The 17,508-nt window shown below is 46.0% G+C and carries 15 protein-coding genes, 1 tRNA gene and 2 pseudogenes; 4 read left to right on the top strand and 14 right to left on the bottom strand.

Annotated elements, in window-relative coordinates; translation table 11 throughout:
- Together NDA01_RS28025 and NDA01_RS28030 are read left to right on the top strand one after the other, a co-directional pair.
- A pseudogene (locus NDA01_RS28025) lies at positions 1–105 on the top strand (IS1 family transposase); the annotation flags it as partial.
- Entirely contained in the window at positions 56–1,603 is a 1,548-nt protein-coding gene (locus NDA01_RS28030) for a P-loop NTPase family protein (RefSeq protein WP_348230620.1), read from the top strand. The pseudogene NDA01_RS28025 and the gene NDA01_RS28030, both read left to right, overlap by 50 nt.
- A 109-nt stretch (positions 1,604–1,712) precedes the next feature.
- On the opposite strand, the gene NDA01_RS28035 is transcribed toward NDA01_RS28030, so the two are convergent.
- The 10 genes from NDA01_RS28035 to NDA01_RS28080 all read right to left on the bottom strand — a co-directional run bounded on the left by NDA01_RS28035 (position 1,713) and on the right by NDA01_RS28080 (position 12,501).
- Positions 1,713–3,146 carry a hypothetical protein gene (locus NDA01_RS28035; protein ID WP_348230608.1) on the bottom strand — a complete coding sequence of 478 codons (1,434 nt, stop codon included), beginning with the start codon at positions 3,144–3,146 and terminating at the stop codon, positions 1,713–1,715.
- On the bottom strand, positions 3,133–3,318 hold the full coding sequence (locus NDA01_RS28040) for a hypothetical protein (RefSeq protein WP_348230609.1): 186 nt from the start codon (positions 3,316–3,318) through the stop codon (positions 3,133–3,135). The genes NDA01_RS28035 and NDA01_RS28040 overlap by 14 nt, the downstream gene beginning before the upstream one ends.
- A 281-nt stretch (positions 3,319–3,599) precedes the next feature.
- Entirely contained in the window at positions 3,600–4,829 is a 1,230-nt protein-coding gene (gene tuf / locus NDA01_RS28045) for an elongation factor Tu (protein ID WP_348230610.1), read from the bottom strand.
- A 189-nt stretch (positions 4,830–5,018) separates the two neighbouring features.
- A tRNA-Ile gene (locus NDA01_RS28050) sits at positions 5,019–5,086 on the bottom strand.
- A 38-nt stretch (positions 5,087–5,124) separates the two neighbouring features.
- Positions 5,125–5,325 carry a hypothetical protein gene (locus NDA01_RS28055; protein ID WP_348230611.1) on the bottom strand — a complete coding sequence of 67 codons (201 nt, stop codon included), beginning with the start codon at positions 5,323–5,325 and terminating at the stop codon, positions 5,125–5,127.
- Between the two features lie 272 nt (positions 5,326–5,597).
- Positions 5,598–8,159, bottom strand: coding sequence for a CHAT domain-containing protein (locus tag NDA01_RS28060; protein WP_348230612.1), 2,562 nt, complete (start codon positions 8,157–8,159; stop codon positions 5,598–5,600).
- Between the two features lie 38 nt (positions 8,160–8,197).
- Positions 8,198–10,123: a hypothetical protein gene (locus NDA01_RS28065; RefSeq protein WP_348230613.1), complete on the bottom strand. Its 1,926-nt coding sequence runs from the start codon at positions 10,121–10,123 to the stop codon at positions 8,198–8,200.
- Positions 10,120–11,451 (bottom strand): two-partner secretion domain-containing protein, encoded by a 1,332-nt coding sequence (locus NDA01_RS28070; RefSeq protein WP_348230614.1) that lies wholly within the window; start codon positions 11,449–11,451, stop codon positions 10,120–10,122. The genes NDA01_RS28065 and NDA01_RS28070 overlap by 4 nt, the downstream gene beginning before the upstream one ends.
- 190 nt (positions 11,452–11,641) lie before the next feature.
- Positions 11,642–11,779 carry a hypothetical protein gene (locus tag NDA01_RS28075; RefSeq protein ID WP_348230615.1) on the bottom strand — a complete coding sequence of 46 codons (138 nt, stop codon included), beginning with the start codon at positions 11,777–11,779 and terminating at the stop codon, positions 11,642–11,644.
- 8 nt (positions 11,780–11,787) lie between these two features.
- On the bottom strand, positions 11,788–12,501 hold the full coding sequence (locus NDA01_RS28080; protein WP_348230616.1) for a response regulator transcription factor: 714 nt from the start codon (positions 12,499–12,501) through the stop codon (positions 11,788–11,790).
- A 313-nt stretch (positions 12,502–12,814) separates the two neighbouring features.
- Between NDA01_RS28080 and NDA01_RS28085 the strand changes: the two genes are divergently transcribed.
- Both NDA01_RS28085 and NDA01_RS28090 read left to right on the top strand, forming a co-directional pair.
- Positions 12,815–15,157, top strand: coding sequence for an NACHT C-terminal helical domain 2-containing protein (locus NDA01_RS28085; protein ID WP_348230617.1), 2,343 nt, complete (start codon positions 12,815–12,817; stop codon positions 15,155–15,157).
- A gap of 202 nt (positions 15,158–15,359) precedes the next feature.
- Positions 15,360–15,485, top strand: a pseudogene (locus NDA01_RS28090) (IS200/IS605 family transposase); the annotation flags it as partial.
- A gap of 44 nt (positions 15,486–15,529) precedes the next feature.
- Here NDA01_RS28090 and NDA01_RS32095 read toward each other — a convergent pair.
- The 4 genes from NDA01_RS32095 to NDA01_RS28105 all read right to left on the bottom strand — a co-directional run bounded on the left by NDA01_RS32095 (position 15,530) and on the right by NDA01_RS28105 (position 17,337).
- Positions 15,530–15,622, bottom strand: a complete 93-nt coding sequence (locus NDA01_RS32095; protein WP_431193550.1) for a transposase-like zinc-binding domain-containing protein — start codon at positions 15,620–15,622, stop codon at positions 15,530–15,532.
- Between the two features lie 758 nt (positions 15,623–16,380).
- Entirely contained in the window at positions 16,381–16,608 is a 228-nt protein-coding gene (locus tag NDA01_RS32225) for a hypothetical protein (protein ID WP_488657387.1), read from the bottom strand.
- A 45-nt stretch (positions 16,609–16,653) separates the two neighbouring features.
- Entirely contained in the window at positions 16,654–17,097 is a 444-nt protein-coding gene (tnpA, locus tag NDA01_RS28100) for an IS200/IS605 family transposase (RefSeq protein WP_348230618.1), read from the bottom strand.
- A 123-nt stretch (positions 17,098–17,220) separates the two neighbouring features.
- Entirely contained in the window at positions 17,221–17,337 is a 117-nt protein-coding gene (locus NDA01_RS28105; RefSeq protein WP_348230619.1) for an IS1 family transposase, read from the bottom strand.
- Between the last annotated feature and the right edge of the window lie 171 nt (positions 17,338–17,508).

Consider the following 17,508-nt stretch of genomic DNA (forward strand, 5'->3'; position numbering starts at 1 on the left):
TCTCGATTAGTGCGCAAAAGCTTATCCTTTTCCAAGTCACTGGAGAATCACATTAGTGCGATTTGGTACTTCATCCATCACTACAATGCATCATTACCTGTGTAGCACTACCATACTACCAACAAGATGGGAGGCATTAAAAGAGGAAGTTGATCGGAAAAATATACCAATACGTCCCTTAATTAAACCTGTTAGAAAAGCCATTTTAGAAATTGAAAGAGAATTAAGACAAGTAAAGCAGACTGGTCTGGGTAAACTATTTTTAATTAGCGGTGTAACAGGTAGTGGTAAAACCACCTTCTTGAATTCGGTAGAGCTTTTTGTTGACAATGTTTCCATTCAAACTATTAAAGATATTCCGTTTATAAGAACTGAGTTACTAGATAGGGTTTTGATTCCTGCTAGTAGAAACTTAGCTCCTGACAGGATATTAATTATTGTTTTGGAAGGGATGGAAACACTAGGTGAACTCAATGAAACAGATGTTGACACACTACTTACAACATTAAATATTTACTTTAGGCGTGGTAATGGCCGTCGTACTTTATTTGTAATACCAACAACCTTTGCTCCAGTAGCACAATTAATTAGTGAAAAAGCAATGAAGATTGGTGGAATGACATCACATAGTAAACCTTTTTTTGTCTTTGAGGGTCCACCAAAAAGTGAGTATATAACTATTATAAATGAAACTCTTAGTGTTCTTAATGATAATAAAACTCTTGCAGAATATGGCGTAACTGATGAGATTGCTAAGAGCTTGGCAAATAACTCGGAGTCCATTGGCCAGTTTATGAATTCTTGCTACGAATATATCGATAGCAAAAGAGGTGGCTTAGAAGATAATGTAACTCACTTTAAAAGAAAAAGAATTCATCTTTGGATGTTATTTGCAAGCTATGAAGATGATTTAGGTAGAAATCATGGAATAATTCGCAGTTTAACTTTTGGAGATTTGCAGAAAGCTCAAATTAAACGTCTACTTGTAGGTGATTCACAGGAAGCAAAATATTGGGAAAGTAGACAAGGAATATTTGGACTAGTATCTGACTACCTTGATTTAAGAATTACCTATTTGCCCCTTAGAACAGCAGTTGCGGTTTTATCTGCTTACGGATCGCAAGAACTAGTTGAAATATTAAAGCAGAAAGGTTTTATTGAAAGAGAAGCGGTCAAACTAACTGCTCGTAACTCATTACTAAATAATACTGCTGTAGGCGCTTTCCTTCAAGGGAAGGGCTTTATTGACCTTGATGTATCCAAGCGAGGCCAATTGAGTGAGAAACAAAAATCAATATTTAAAGAGATTGTAAGAGTAGCAAAAACCGATGATGAATCTGTCAACATAGCAATTAAGAGTGCTCTTGAAGACTGGAATCCATATCCTGAAGCCAAGTTCTATACAGAGCTTAGGGTGTGCGATAATATAATTTGTGACATCGCTTATGTCACTTCAACTGATATTTTCTGTATAGAGGTGAAATGGATTTCTGATATTTTACAAGAGAGCTATGTTAAATCAGAAACTTCTAAAAGAGTTAGAGACTTCTGTGAATATCTTCCAGAATTAAAAACTTATATTGAACAAAACCAGAGTTTATAAAAAATCACTTAGAGTTTTTTGATTTTAATTACCTTGTAATCATTGGAAGTTATACAGGTTAGAAAGGACAGTAGTCCACCAAAACGATGAACTATGCCCCATTCTAACCTCACTTATCCGATCGCACAGGTAGTGCAGTGTTTAGAATCTCCATGAGCAGATCTAGACGAGAAGGACGTGTCAAGAGAGGTACCAGGTTAGGCAGACTGTAGTAGTCTCCAGCAAACGTGAATGTTTCTACAGGAAGCTGCTTCTGCTTTAGTTGTTGCTCCACATAGTTGTAGTGAGTTCCAACCCGGACAATCACCACATTGGGCATCACAGCAAACTCACGTTGGTAGCTTAGGTAAGCTTCCAGGAAGTAAGGAGAAGCATTCTCACCCTCATCCGTCACAATGATGATCTGGTCAACCACTTGACGCTTCTTCCGCATGGCCTCCAGCGCACAACCGATACTGGTGCTGCTACCTGCCTTGATGTGCTGAAAAGCTCGCTCCCAGTCGGTCAACTCCTTACCCTGGGCAACTACAGGATAAGGAATAGTGTCAAAGGCGTAGACAAACAGATCTGCCTCGGTAATACCAGAGATCAGTGCTGCCAGCTGCTTGCCCAGCTCGATCGCATTTTCCATCGAGCCAGACTTGTCTACAAACAGAGCCGTGGGACGGGTAATTACACCGCGTCGCTTTACCTGCTCATTCGTCACCTTCTCCAACCGAGCCACGGTGTCTTCATCGAAATCTCCTGCATCGGCTGCTACCTGCGCCTTAAATGCAGCAACCCGTGTGCCCTTTGCGGCTTCATCTAGCTTCGCATCAATCAACGCCTTCACCTCTGGGTGATCCATTGCTCCTCTTGCCTTGAGCGACTTGAGGTTATTGATCACTTCCTGAGGCGACATACTGTTGATCAGCGCTACCAGAACTGTGGGAGTCAGTTGCTTCACTGCACCAATCGCGATCGCATAGGGCAGATTAAACTCCACAATCAGCCGCGCCTGTTCTGCCGCACTAGTAGTCTTAGCAAGCTGCTTCAACACGTCCGCCAGCGAACCCACAGGAGGGCGATCGCGGAACAGAATCGCATTCGCCCGCTCGTGGGGCTTGATGTGCAGAGACGCATACAGGTGCTTCATCGCCTTCCGACCTCGCAGAGCCGCGCGATCGAACAGAACAGGATTACTTTCCCGTACCTTCAGATAGCGTTGTACCGCAGTCCGGGCAGAACGAGGCAGCTTATTCCGGTGCTGCTTCATGAAGTCCACCACCCGCGCCACCTGGTAAGGTGGGAACTCTTGCAGCATGATGAAGCCTGCATCTCGGTGTTCAGTCAAATCGCTAGTCAGCAGATGCGCGACAAACACTTCTTTGTGGTCCCGAACATCTCCATGACGCTGGTACCAAACCGCCAAGTGTCCGTAAAAGATAGGGTCAAGCTCAACAAACAATTGGTGGATCTCTGCCACTTGCTCCAACTTACGGTGAGGAGTAGTGAGCAAGCTGTTGAGCATTTCCAGCCGTAGATCCCGTTCATCGTGATTCATGGTCGTATCCTCCTTGTAAATCATCAGGAGGCGATCGCCGCAAAGGATAACCGCGCAAGTCGGAAGAACAAAGTTCACGGTGCTTGTGCATAAAACAAGTGTGTAAGTTCTTCACGTCAGGGCGCAGCGATCGCGTTAAAGAGAGAAAATTCTGATCAAGTTGAGCAAACAATTACCGCGCAAGTTGCAGAAGCTAGGTCAGGGCTGATTGTAGATGCTAAATATCAAGAACCTTCTCAGTACTTAGCGCTCAATTCTCAGCACTGTTTTTGCCTGCTATCGGTCTCAGGCTTGCAGCGTATCCCTCCAGATACGCACCATAGTTTGCGGAGAGTATGTAAGCTTTTGCGGTCGGGGCGCGGCAATGATTACCCAATCAAATGTCATATTTGATGCTATTAGTAGCCAGGCAAATGACTACTAATAGCATGGATTGAGTTGAACTGAAGGAGACTAGGCAATGATGTGAGAAACCACACCTGCACCCACAGTTCGGCTACCCTCACGAACGGCGAACCGCATCCCTTGTTCAATTGCGATCGCTTCTTTGAGTTCTACTGCCATCTTGACGCGATCGCCTGGCATCACCATTGCCAGTGCGCTACCATCACCGTTGACAATGGCACTAATGGTTCCAGTCACATCGGTCGTGCGGACAAAGAACTGCGGCTTGTAGCCAGGGAAGAAGGGCTTATGACGACCTCCTTCTTGCTTCTTGAGCACATAGACCTCGGACTCAAAGCGAGTATGAGGCGTAATCGAACTGGGTGCTGCCAACACCATGCCCCGCTCAATTTCATCCTTTTGGATACCCCGTAGCAAGACACCTACATTGAGACCCGCAACCCCTTCTTTGAGAGACTTTTGAAACATCTCAATGTCAGTGACAATTGCATCGCGAGTTGGTTTAATCCCTACGATTTGAATTTTATCGTTAGGGCGCACACGACCGCGCTCAATCTTGCCCGTTGCTACAGTTCCTCGACCCATGATGGAGAAGACATCTTCGACTGCCATCAAGAAGGGCTGTTCAGTGAGGCGCTCTGGCGTGGGAATGTAGGTATCAATAGCATCCATCAAGGCATAAATGCCATCAACCCACGGGTTCTCACCCCGTTGCAGGTTGGGATTTGCTGTCATTGCCTCTAGCGCTCTGAGAGCAGACCCCGCAATCACAGGAATTTCGTCACCTGGAAAACCATAATTAGTCAGCAGTTCACGCACTTCCAACTCAACAAGCCCCAGAATTTCGCTATCCTCCACCATGTCCTTCTTATTCATGAAGACCACCATGTAGGGAACGCCAACCTGCCGTGCCAAAAGGATATGCTCACGAGTCTGAGGCATCGAGCCATCGGCTGCTGAGACCAGCAAAATAGCTCCATCCATTTGAGCAGCCCCAGTAATCATGTTCTTCACGTAGTCCGCATGTCCAGGACAATCAATGTGAGTATAATGCCGCTGTTCGGTCTCATACTCGACATGCGCCGTGTTGATTGTGATGCCCCGTTGCTGCTCTTCGGGAGCGGCGTCAATCTCGTTGTAGGCCTTCAGTGTTGCCTGACCTAGAGCGGCTAGTGTTGCTGTAATGGCAGCAGTCAGCGTTGTCTTGCCGTGGTCAACGTGGCCAATCGTCCCGATATTGATATGGGGTTTTGTTAGTTCAAACGTGGCGCGTGTCATGTTACATGATTCCTTTTTCCTAAGTGAATTAAGTGATCCAAATGATGGCTTCGGCTACTTCCAGCTCTTGCTCAAGGGCCTGTCCCAAAGTTGTTGAGTTTTTAGCAGGCATTGCAACCTCCAATGAGTGAACTGCAGTCACCAAGTAATTGAATTAGGTCACCTCGTGCAAGTTGAAAAAGCTGTTGTTCATAGACAGGATTTGAACCTGCGACACCTTTCTTATCAGGAAAGTGCTCTACCACTGAGCTAGTATGTAAGCTTTTTCGATCAGGGCACGAAGTGAAAAAATTGTTTAGCCGTAAACAGCTTCAGGACGGATGATTAAATCACCACTAGGGCGGCGATCGACCACATAAGCAGAGAGCCGATTTGTGTGAACATCTAGATGTTGAGAAACCCGTTCTTTGACGGCAACATCATTCATGCTTGCGGTAATGCCCAACTGATTTTCTGCGATGTCGAGCGATCGCCCTTCAAATCGAATATGTACCATTGCTCATCACCTCTGGCGATTGCTGATTGCAGCAGGAGTTAGAGAAAGCAACGTCGCTCTAGGCGATAAATTTGCTCTAGATGACAGATTGCCTGAGTGTGCTGACAGTCTGCTGACTTGGTTGTTTCATCTCACACTACAAACATAATACAGTGTACTACAGGCTGTCAAGAGGATACTACAAACTCTCAAAAAGATGAGAGAGTCATCATTGAAAGAATGACTGAATTGCCTAGCAGCAAAACTCGCCCCTATTTCTTTGGTAGCCTGAACTATTGTGCCTCGCCCACTAAAGTGAAGGCAGCCCAATTGAATGGACTGGGATGATCGTTCATGGTTGCTAGCATTGCCTGTCGGAGTGCCTGTGCTCTATCTGGGTGCCGCTGCAAATTCTGATAGAACGCAACCATCAACTGTGCTGTCGCATCATCCGGAACGGCCCACAGAGAAACAACCACACTGGGTACTCCAGCAGAGATAAACGCACGGGATAATCCCACGACCCCATCCCCGGTAATTCGTCCTCGCCCCGTTTCACAAGCACTTAGCACCACCAACTCGGCTTGCAATTGCAAGTCTAAAATCTCACTCGCTGTTAGTAACCCATTATCCTCTCCTGAAGGAGTCAGCGCGATCGCACCAGGTACACCTATCCCTTGTAGAGATACATAGTCTCCTTGGCTGCCATATTCCAGTAACCCATGTGTCGCTAGATGAATGATTTGAGCCTGGGGTAACTTCTGTTTAATCGACATTTTCGTTGCCTGACTGCCTGTAATGGCCACCGTATTGAGCAGTTGAGCAACCTTATGGGCTTCCTCTTCAGCATTGGGGAGGGGAGATAATGGCTCGGGGGGTTGTTCTGGTGCAACAGAAACGACTGGCATTACAGGATTGCCCACAACCAGGGGAGAAGCTTGTCTATTTTTCCGGGCTTGCTGTCGTTGCTGATGAGTTAAGGCAAGCACCTGGATTGCTGGAGCTGACAAGATAGTATGACGTTCAATTAGATATTGACCGTTCTCATCTTGTAAGGCGGGGAATGGTGCCAGAAAGAGAGATTCCTGGGGAATAAAGATAACGCGAGCCTTGGGATCAGCAGGTAACAGGTCTACGATCGGCTCAATCAGCAGGCTATGCAGCCGTTGCAAGGCACCATTCTTCTCATCTTCCAGGTCAGGAGTAACCGAACTACCTGGTGGTGCTTCAGGAAATGTCAATTGTTTATTGCGAGCGCCAGAGCTAAGTTCTCTGCTCACCGATTCAATCAGGCGATCGCAGGCAGGACTTCCATTCAGACACCGACCCGCATTGACCAGTTGAGAAAGGGTGAGATCTTGTTGCCAGAGGGGTTTGAGGTCAACTTGCCGAAAGGAAACTTGTCCGGATGGATTCACTACCCAGATATATAGGTCTTGCTCTCGACTACGCTGTTTGCCTTGAAACTTGAAGTCATCATCGAAAACGATCGCATACTCAACGAGGGTTGCGTTCTGCTGCCGAGCAATTTGCTTGAGTTGGTCAATCGTGGGTCTTGACTCATCACTATTGGCTGACTTTTGATAACTTTGCTGACTAACTCTGCGGGATAAGAGTTCGACAAAGGCGCGGGCTCGGCCTTGCTCAGAGATTTCTAGTGCTGCTTCTGATTGCTTCGCAGCAATCAAAACTTGTTGGAGCAGGTTATAGGTTTGAACCTGAGTATCAAAAATCGAAACTTTATAAGTATCGCTCAGCCCTGGGCGGATGCCGTCGAGCAACTTTACCGCCGCCCGAAGCTGAGTTTCTGACTCTACCAACCTGCCTGCTTCAAGCAGGGTATGTCCCAGATTATTCAGAGTTTTGCCTTCCAGTTGAGGGCTATCAAGGCTTTTGGCTAAATTCAAACCTTGTTGTAAAAATTTCAGGGCTTTGGGGTAGTCTCCCTTGTCCGCATAAGCTATCCCCAGACTTCCTAGAGCTTCTACTTGACGTTGGCGTTGCTGGGTCTGTTGAGCAATGGCTAAACTCTGCTCGTAATACCCAAGCGCTTTCTCAACTTCCTGTTGGGAGTGATACACAGCACCGAGATTAATCAGAGTGCTAGCTTGACTAGACTGATTGCCAGTCGCTTTGGCCAGGTTTAACCCTCGCTTCAAAGCTGCGATCGCGTCATCATATTGACCTAAGTTGGCATAAAGGGCACCCAAATTGCTCTGAGCGATCGCTTCTCCTGGGCGATCGCTAGCTTGTTGAGCCAGCTTTAGGCTTTGCTCGTAAGCACTCTTAGCGCTGTCGTAGTCTCCGACCGCTTCAAAGCTATTGCCCAAATTGAGCAGCACCTGCCCCAATCCTTGGCGATCGCCCAACATCCGCATCAGTTTTCCAGCGGTCCGGTGGGCAGCGATGGCTTTGCTGTAATTGCCCAAACTCGCATAAGCAAGCCCAAGATTGCCTTGAGTTTCTGCTTCCATCCGCGTTAAATTCAGGTCTTGGACGATTGGAAGCAGCACTTCCAAGGTTGCGACTGCCTCCCGATAGCGCTCCATTATGGCGTAAGCAGCACCTATGTTTCCTAGTGCTGATGCTTCTCCCTGAGGGTCTTGTAGCTGTTGATACTGAGCACGAGCTGCCTGCCAAGACTTGAGCGCATCTTCCAGTCTCCCTGATCGGTACTGTTGATTGCCCTGTTGCAAAAGCTGGTCTGCCCGACGACTTTGACTCGCCTTGGGAATCAATGGTGACGAGGGAACAGAATTAACCGCAAAGGAGGGAGACACTGACAGGCATAAAAGAGCCGCGATCGCCCCTCCCCAGATCTGGGTCTGTCTACTCTTCACTCTTAGCTGATTCATAGTTTGACAGGTATAAAACTTGAGCCATTAACTAATTGCTACCTCACACCTCCATCCAGCAATTTCAAAATCTGATCATCGTCGGCTGTAGTACTACTAGTTGCAGGCGAGCTACCACTGATAGCATTGCAAGGACGACTACCAGCGGTAGTAGAAGTAGAAGAGGTTACCCGACTGGAGCGATCGCGGCCATTAGGGACATCCGAAGCAGAAGCAATATCACTCGGTGAAATGCAGTTAGAACTTTGGTCATTGACTTGTAACTGCGTAATCTGTCCCTCTTGTGAAGTCACAGGGCGCTCTACAGGAGAGTCACCTTCAGCCTGAGGTGGGGGAGTCACTGTTGCAGGATCAGATACTGGTTCTGGAGAGACAGGACGAGTCACAGGGCGATCGCCTTCAGCTTGAGGCTGGGGAACCACCACTGGGCGATCGGATATTGGTCCTGGAGAACCAAGAGGATCACCTTCCGTTAGAGGGGGAATTACGACTGTGGGGTCAGGCTGCGGTACTGAAACCAGAGGATCACCCTCAATCACAGGCGGGGGAGTCACGATTACGGGATCGGGTGTTGGCACAGGCGCAAAGACTCGGCTCTGAGGAGAGCCATAAAACTCACCATTGCTACCAGCTCCAACCACAATCGCGCCAACTGTACCGCTGGTGTTGGCAGGAAAATTCTCTGAAGCAAAAGTCAATGGTTTGTATTCTCCATTGAAGGTGAGGGAGCTAGCGGTACTCAGAACCTGATCAGAATCTGTGATCGGGGCAACAGAGCTGTAAGTCTCTGCATCAGATGATCTCTGTTTCTGTACGAATGGATCAGCCGTATCAACAAGTGTCGTAGTTTGAGGCCCCCCATTAAAGCCAGCATCTCCCTGAATCACGACTAAGCCAGTAGTGCGGTTGTCGTCAGAAAAATCAATCCCTGGATAAATATCAAATCTATCAGTTAAAATTCGTGCTCCTTCTCCGTATTGAATCTTAACAGGTGCATTCACCGCTCCTTGAGGTTTGCGAATGCTCGGTCTCGCCATCAAACTTACTGGCAGAGCCCGAAGGTTGTCTCCCTCAAGAACCATAGTGCTGTCTAGCTGACTATCAGTCAAACTAATGCCTGAAAGCTTACTTTCAATAAAGTTACGAAGCTGCGGATTCGTTCGTAAGCTAGTGAAGTTCGTGACGCTGCCCAAACCACTAAGAGAAATTTGGCCGATCGCCTGAAATGAACCCGCCGCTTGCACATTAATGCCATTGGCTCCAGTATCGATGGTGCTGACAAGAATATTGCCAGTGTTGGAAACAAGCTTCACAGAACTATCACCACCTGGAGACTGACTATAACCCGTGGTTGAAATATCTCCAGTCGTAATATTGCCACGTGCAGATACATCAACTGAATTACCAAATGCATCTATGGTTGGTATGGGCCGAAAGGCTCCTCCAAGCCTAACGGGTCGGTCATTGCCATCAACAGGACCAATTGTGACACTGCCGCGAGAGTCGATCGCAATGACTTGGTTCCCTTGAAAACCTGGGGTCGCAATGCTGGTGTTTATGCTCGTAGGATTAACATTGACTTGAATCTCACCCCCTGCCAGAGCTGGGTTAGGGAAATACTGATTAGTCAGCAACACCATACCTCCAAAATCCGAGGTGCCCGTTCCAGGATTGACTGTAATTCTGCCAGTGGTAATGTTGGCACTCGTTGGAGCTGCAAAAACAGGCTGATTGGCAGAAGCAGTGTTGGGCAATGGGGTTGGCTGAACTATGTCAGTAGGCACGCCTAAAACCGCAGGAACACCGCCCAATTGTGACCAATCGATGCCAGCCCGAACATCTAATGTGGGCCGAGCACTACCATCGATGAAGAGAGTGGTTGGGTCGATCCACTGCAATGTGTTGTCGCTATCTAAAACAGGAGTGCCATTGTATTGCAGAGGGCTACCGTCGGCACGTGTCACGCATCTCCTGCTTGAGTAATTTCGACATCTCCTAAGGTGACACTGCCACCCGCTAAAATATGCAGCGAAGCTCCTGTGTAGTTACCCAGCGTGACATCTCCTGCGGCCAGAATGATCGGGTCATAGAAGCTAAAGACATTGCCTGGATTGCCATCGAGTTGCTCAAATTTGAGATAGCCACCTGTAAAGTAGTGAGCATCACTGCTGATGGTCTGACTCGATCGCAACACCAGATTACCACTGGCGACTAGGCGACTGTCAACATGGTTGAGTGCTAAGATATCGACCGCTTGATTGCCCTGAATGGTAAGACTGCCACCCGCTTCAACAATGACAGGCTTGGCTGCACTGTCTCGAATCTGCACTGTATTTTGAGCCAGTAAATTTAACGCTCCTGTGGTGTAAAGTTGACTTTCTAGCAGCGTTAAGTTGTGGCTTGCCGATAAGGTCGCTGTTTGGGCTGTAATACCTGTCGCAACTACATCGCCAGCTTCAATCTGAATCCCAGAACCAACTAAGCGGACAATCCCATTTTCAACCGTTACGCCACTGGCGTTGCTCAGGTTTCCACCTGTCAGTAATTGAGGCAGAGATAACGGTGTGAAAGGAAGACTATGAACAGTTGCACCCGTTGCTTCAGGCAATGCCAAACTCAGTAGGCTGCCATCTTGAGAGATGTTGACTATCTTCTCACCGGGAACTGCTGCAACAGTGACCTTGCCTCCTGGTGCGGTGAGGGTTCCTATGTTGATGACAGTGCCACCAAGGAGTGTCAACGATTGTCCTGCATCAACTGTTAAGTTGCCTGCATTGGCGATCGCCCCTGGCTGAGCCATCGTAAACGCAAAGCTGGTGGGATTGCCGATCAGGTTGGCATAGTCGTTAGCAGCGATCGCATTAAACCACTGGTCTCCAAACCCAATGCCATTGGCAGTAGTTGCGGTAAAGGAACCTGATACATCTAAGCTGGCTCCAGAACCCAAAATAATGCCAGCGGGGTTCATCAAGTACAGGTTGGCATTGCCTCCAGTTACCTGAAGTACTCCATTGATGAGAGAAGCATTGCCTCCCATTACTCGCCCCAGAATGTTCTGGACACCAGGGTCAATGAAGTTTGCGGTCTGTCCCGCATCCACACTGAACTGACCAAAGCTATGGAACAGGTTGCTGCCTGCCTGAGTGCCTCCAGTAATATTGATCGTGCCGCCGCTTGGGTTGACGAGTGTTCCATCTCCGCCAGAAGTGACTTGTGCTGGCGCTGAATCGGCCAGTACGGTTGCTAAACCAACGGTGAGGACAGAAGAACCCAAGAGTTTCAGCCAGTGCATAGAGATGAATCAGCGAGAAGTGTAGAAGCTGCCGGACAAAAAATCTCAGTTTTCAATTCACTTTGCCTGCCTGAGGTCAGGTGACTAAAGTGAGCGCCTCCCAAAGGAAACAAGAAACTGCAAAGATTCAGTACCTGGAGAATTAGTATATCTACTAACTTTTCTAGTTTCTATACACTTCAATCAATCTTTAATAAGTGAATCCACGGGAATCATTCAGTAGAAGCGATCGGAATCGTAACGCTGCGATCGCAGCATAGGTCATACAGTGAGCTGCCTCAAATTCCACATCGGCTCCTGCCCCTGTCTGCACCAGATCACTCCTCATCAGACTTCCTAAGTCTTTAGCGGATCGAGGGCGAATTTGTAACCAAACCCGCGGACAGTTTGAATAAAAGTTGGTTGCCTTGGATCAGGCTCAATTTTTTTACGAATTTGACCAATGTGGACATCAACGACCCGTCCATCTCCAACAAACTGATGCTTCCAGACTGCCTGAATGAGTTTTTCACGATTCCAAGCTTGTTGTGGTTGTTTAGCTAAACAATAGAGCAAGTCAAATTCTAGAGCAGTTAGAGGAACAGGCTGATGATTCTGAAGAACCTCACGACGAACGGGATCGATGATTAGATCATCAAACACGAGATGAGGTGATTTCGCAGGAGCCGCGGAAGTTTCAGAGAGGCGCAGAATCGCCTGAACCTGCTTCTCTAGAAGTTGTAGGTGGAATGGCTTGGTGATGTACGCATCAGCCCATTGTAGTCCAGTCATTTGTTCTTCTACGGCTGTCAAGCTTGTGAGTAGGATGACAGGAATATCTCTACATTGGCGTTTCATCCGCTCACAGACATTAAAGCCCAGCATGTCAGGTAAGATGACATCCAAAATCACTAAATCAGGATTAAATGTTTCAAATGTAGCTAATGCAGTCTGAGCATCTGCAACGGCCTCCGTATGATAGTTTTGCCGCTCTAAAAAGCGCTGTAACAAGTTACGGATGGCAAAGTCATCCTCAACAATTAAAAGTCTAGAAGTTCTCTTAGAAGACATCTTTACATCTCAAAGTAAGCAGTGTTTGGTATCTAGCCTTAACCCGCTACAAGCGCATCCTCTCGTAGGATGCCAATGAAGAAAAACCGTATCACAGCTTCAGCTATCTGAAGCTGCTGCCTTGAACTCCCATCTTGGCATCGATGGGTCTATGGTTAACTTCGTTTCTTATTCTGCATCTGCTTCTTCAAAAAAGCAGTAAGAGAAAAAATGTTTAATGCTTGATTTTTGTATGAGTTTTGTATGACTTTATCTCTAGACTGTCTAGCTTTAATCTAAGCGGTTAAAATCGGATTGGTTTTTAGACAACATCATGAGAAACCGAGGGCTCTGGGCATCACCTGATGGAATTAAGCAAGCGAGGCTTGCTTTGACTGATAAGGCTTGGAGTCAGAGTCAGTTGGCAAATCTACTGGGTATTAGCCGTCAACCGATCGCCAAATTCTTTGCAGGGAAGCCTGTGGATCGCCTTTATTTCGTGCAGATCTGTCAAAAACTGGATTTGCGCTGGCAAACTATTATTGATTTGTCTCAAGCTGCTGTAGCTGAACAAGAGCCAAATGCTCAAGTTGCAGATGTTGAACCGAGTACTGATGTGAATGCGATCGCCTACGAAGTTCGGCAAAGCTGCCGAGATAGGATTCAGTATCAATGTGGTACTACACGGATGATCGATCTTCCGCAAGCGATCGCCTTAAATGATATTTATGTCCCTACGCAAGTTCTGATAGATACCTCTCTCCAGCGGTGGCGACAACCTGCCCATCTTTTACATTACTCTAGTCAAAACTTACAGAGTGAGCGCTCAGGAGAACCGACCAGAAGTGAGGTAGTGCCAAAACGATTATCAGGACTATACGTTGCCTCAAGGCATTCAAAGTTAGTCGTATTAGGCAAGCCAGGTTCAGGAAAAACGATGTTTCTACAGAATTTAGGTCTTCAATGTATTGAGGGGAAGTTTCAAAGCGATCGGATTCCCATCTTTATTCCAATTAAAGTATTTGTTGAACATGTAGCAAACGAAAACGATTTCAATTTGTTCAACTATATTTATCAAAAATTAAAATACGACTGTGAGTTGAATTTTGAACAAATTAAAAATTTATTAAACCATGGAAGAGCCTTAATATTATTAGATGGATTGGATGAAGCTCCTGTTGAGATTAGAAACAAACTCTTGATTGCGATTCAGCAATTTTCTCAGGATTATTACCAGAACCGATTTGTGATTAGCTATCGAACATTGGCTGTTAGATATCAGTTCCTTGGTTTCACCGAAGTTGAGATAGCAGACTTTGAAGCTGAACAGATCAAAATTTTTGCTGAAAAATGGCTTACTACTGTTTGTGATCCTGACAAAGAACCAGGAAAAATATTGTCTGATCAATTTATAAATCAGCTAAAGTTTCCTGAAAATCAACCAATTAGGGAATTGGCAGCTAGACCACTTTTCCTACATATAATTTGTTTATCGTTTCAATCATTCACTAATTTTTCTCCCAATCAAACTAGCCTGTATAAGCAAATCTTGAAAGTTCTGTTAGTAGAATGGAATGAAATAAAAGGCAATGGTTGTAGTTTAGTCCCCTTAAATTTAACCTGGCTACATCTTCTAGAAATTCTTTCGCAAATTGCGGCGATCGCTTTTGAGACTGAGAGTCTCTACTTTGAGGAAGAGCAAATTCAATATATTATTGCTGATTATCTCAGAAAACTTAAAACCCATGAATATGAAATGATTCAACTGCAATTGAGTAGTATGGCAGTGTTCAAGGCGCTCACGGCACAATATAGTTTCTTTCTAGAGCAAGCACGTGGAGTTTACTCATTTTCTCACACAGCTTTGTATGAATATTATGTTGCCAGAAGTATTATTGATCGTTTTAAGTCAAATATTTCAGATAAAATCCTTGATGATTTTTTTGATCAGCAATGCTGGCATCTTTTTCTACTCGTTTGTGAGATGCTACCAAATGTTGACACTTTGCTTTTAGCAATGAAACAACGAGTTGACGCTCTAATTGCTAATGATAAAAAAATACAGCAATTTCTAGCCTGGTTGCTACACAAGTCTAGCTCCGTCTCAAATTCGGATCAATTAAGGATTCGCGCATTTTACTTGGTAAACGAGTGCACACTAGCTCAGATCTATATTCAAGATGCTCTTGAGCAGGTTCTGCATCGTCCCTCAAATACAAAAAATGATTTGATGACTGATCATGCACTCTCTAGAGCACTCATCTGTGCTGAGGCTGTTCAGCACTCCTTAAGTGCTGCCGCTAGCTCAAATCTATTTCTGGATCATGCCCACGCGCTGGCCGTTGCTCTAACAGCGTCCTTGAGTTATGACTTGGAGTCTAAACTAAGGCGAGCGCTACAAAAAATTAGTGATCAATTACCTAATTGTGATGAGACTGAGGAAAACTTGAAGCAGTGGTGGATTGTAAATGGACAAAAATGGACTCAACGCTTCAGAACCCTAATAGTAGAGCACCGAAATATTGGACATTATTGGCAGTTCACTCAACACCAAAATAACTTACTTCATCGGTATCATGATGCCAACTTACTAGTCTTACGTGGGTTGAAAAGAGCTTTCCATATCACGCCTTTAGTACGACAGAAAATTGAGGAATCGCTCTTATTACCGATATAAATTCTGTGTGGTTTTCTCTTCAAGCTAGCCACATTAAAAATAAATGTGATGCTTTATATACAAGCAATCCAAGCAGGATAGAGACGTTGCTGAATGAGAAAGTGTTTGTAAAAGTGAGTTAGTCAGTGATAGATTTCCACCTCCATCGATTCTGGGTTAATTACCGCAGCATTAATCGAATCATGACCACATAAATCATCGGAGCGATGGGTACTTCGCGAGTGCGGTGGGCAAGCATAAAGATGAATGGATGATCGCGAGATACGTCAAGGAGCAAGGAAATGAGTATTTGCAACTGCATCAAAATGAGCAATTCGTCCTCTTTTGAGGCTGCTCCCCCACCGCAAGCAGCGGGCTAGTTTATTCAGCGCTTTAGAAGTCCTTGCCACAATCCTTACATAGATAGCGTTGTTTGCTGTGGTGATGCCCTTTTTCGACAAATGAGAGGAATAGCAGTAAGGGGATTTCATTACTTTTATTACTTCTTCATCCGTTAACTTTGCTTCTACATTGAAACCAAGTAGGCAACCGAGCAAGGCTTTGAGTTCTTCGTGTTGACTACCTTTGTCCTTTATAGAATTAATTTCACATTTAAAGAAATATCTTCCTTAGCTGAAACGCTCTGAGAACAGAGGCTTTGATACGTTTTGGCTGTGAAATTAATTCTTTAAAGCTGTTGATTAATTTTTTAATGAACAATCTTCAAGACTTGCTTTCGCTCGACGAAATTTTACGGGTGCATATCCTGTATCCTGAAACCACAATCCACACAAAAACGTTTGTGCTGGTCTTTACAATTCAAAAGACTTGCAAACACCCACTCCATGATGGGTTGCATTGCTTCCATCGGAACGCCACACTCGTTCTGCCCATAGCTACTGATTGTAGGAGTGGGGGAGCACTGGTTGTTTGAGGCAGCAGGGGTGCTAGGAGTGAGCGAGCTAGGGTCAGAAGTCTGCTCATGATCAGAAATTGTGAGGGCTAGATTACAAGATTCCCGATGATTGCTGTTTGAGAACATGGGCCGTTGTGAGCAGCCAATGAGCTGTAGGCGATCGCCCTTCTAGCAATTGGTTTGGACAAGTCGGCTGGATGAAAGGGGAACCCCGCGCTGTATGCAAAGCATCAGCGTCGGAAGGATGTCAGAAATCCGAACCTGCTTTTTCAGTGCTCTCTTGCATACTTCTGGCTCAGCCGCTTTCTGAAATACAATACCGCTCGAACTATAAAATACGATGTTTCAGCCAAAAAGATAACAGGGGCATGGCGGCTCGATAGCCTCCTGTCGCTCCATAAATTAATCCTTTTTGTTCCAATCCTGTCAGCGCGCCCTGAAAACTCCCTCCTCTGGGAAACTGGTGTTTTTGAAGATAAAAACGTGAATGAGGACTATCGATCGGGTCGATCGACAAGCTCTCTAGTGCCCGGGCCTGAATCGGAGGCAGGAGCAGGAGGAGAGAATGAACTACCCCGCCGCAAGCAGCGGGGTATCAGCATCAAAAGAGGGCCAATTGCTCATCTCGATGCAGTTGCAGATACTCATTCCCTTGATCCTTGACGTACCTCGCAATCATCCCTTCATCCCCATGCTTGCCTACCGTGCTCGCGAAGTACTCATCACTCCAAAACTCTCCACCCCATAACTGTTTCTTGACGCTGGGACACCGCTTGAATACCTCGCGCGCGGTTAAGCTCTTGAGCATCGTTACTAACTTCGTCACACTGTACATGGGCACGGACTGAATCAAGAAGTGCACATGATTCTTGTCAATGCCGATCTCGATAAACTTAATCTCATAGCGCTTCTCGATTTCGAGACAGACTTCTCGTAGGACAGCATCGATCTGCTCGTCAAACACAGCCCGTCGATACTTTGCTGGAAATACCAAGTGATAGAGCAAAACGTTACCGTTATGGCTTTTGTGAATGTACTCACTCATCTTGTCATCTTACGCAGCAGAGCGGCGGGGAATGTACCCGCAGAGATTCAAACTCATATCCACAATTTGTTGTTTAATCGCGGGCAGTCGTCCTGGGTAGGAAGGATTGAGCATGAAGGTGTGTCAAGGACGCACCTCCGCTCGACAGCGAAATCGTTGTTTACCCTCTGTGCTTTTACCGTTCTTGACCACCGTTTCATCACTGCGACAATGAGGACACACCACAGAAATCAGTGCCATTGTTTGAGACTCTTATGAGAGAGGTTAAAACAGGTTTCTTGTACATAGTTTAGAGCATCAACAGATCTAAGACACTACCAACCCAGGGCAAACGCATCTAAATTGGGGCAAGAGAGTGGGTGAGATACTGGATTAGAGCGTTTTAGCCAGAGACTCCTAACTGACCATGCC

It is taken from the genome of Trichocoleus desertorum AS-A10 (assembly GCF_039962155.1).
In the GTDB taxonomy this organism is placed as follows: domain Bacteria; phylum Cyanobacteriota; class Cyanobacteriia; order FACHB-46; family FACHB-46; genus Trichocoleus.

Bases quoted from the DNA above. Each gene is read 5' to 3' on its own strand.
- NDA01_RS28035 (WP_348230608.1), bottom strand. From the start codon at position 3,146: ATGAATCACGATGAACGGGATCTACGGCTGGAAATGCTCAACAGCTTG.
- tuf (WP_348230610.1), bottom strand. From the start codon at position 4,829: ATGACACGCGCCACGTTTGAACTAACAAAACCCCATATCAATATCGGG.
- NDA01_RS28055 (WP_348230611.1), bottom strand. From the start codon at position 5,325: ATGGTACATATTCGATTTGAAGGGCGATCGCTCGACATCGCAGAAAAT.
- NDA01_RS28060 (WP_348230612.1), bottom strand. From the start codon at position 8,159: ATGAATCAGCTAAGAGTGAAGAGTAGACAGACCCAGATCTGGGGAGGG.
- NDA01_RS28070 (WP_348230614.1), bottom strand. From the start codon at position 11,451: ATGCACTGGCTGAAACTCTTGGGTTCTTCTGTCCTCACCGTTGGTTTA.
- NDA01_RS28075 (WP_348230615.1), bottom strand. From the start codon at position 11,779: ATGAGGAGTGATCTGGTGCAGACAGGGGCAGGAGCCGATGTGGAATTT.
- NDA01_RS28080 (WP_348230616.1), bottom strand. From the start codon at position 12,501: ATGTCTTCTAAGAGAACTTCTAGACTTTTAATTGTTGAGGATGACTTT.
- NDA01_RS28085 (WP_348230617.1), top strand. From the start codon at position 12,815: ATGAGAAACCGAGGGCTCTGGGCATCACCTGATGGAATTAAGCAAGCG.
- tnpA (WP_348230618.1), bottom strand. From the start codon at position 17,097: ATGAGTGAGTACATTCACAAAAGCCATAACGGTAACGTTTTGCTCTAT.
- NDA01_RS28105 (WP_348230619.1), bottom strand. From the start codon at position 17,337: ATGGCACTGATTTCTGTGGTGTGTCCTCATTGTCGCAGTGATGAAACG.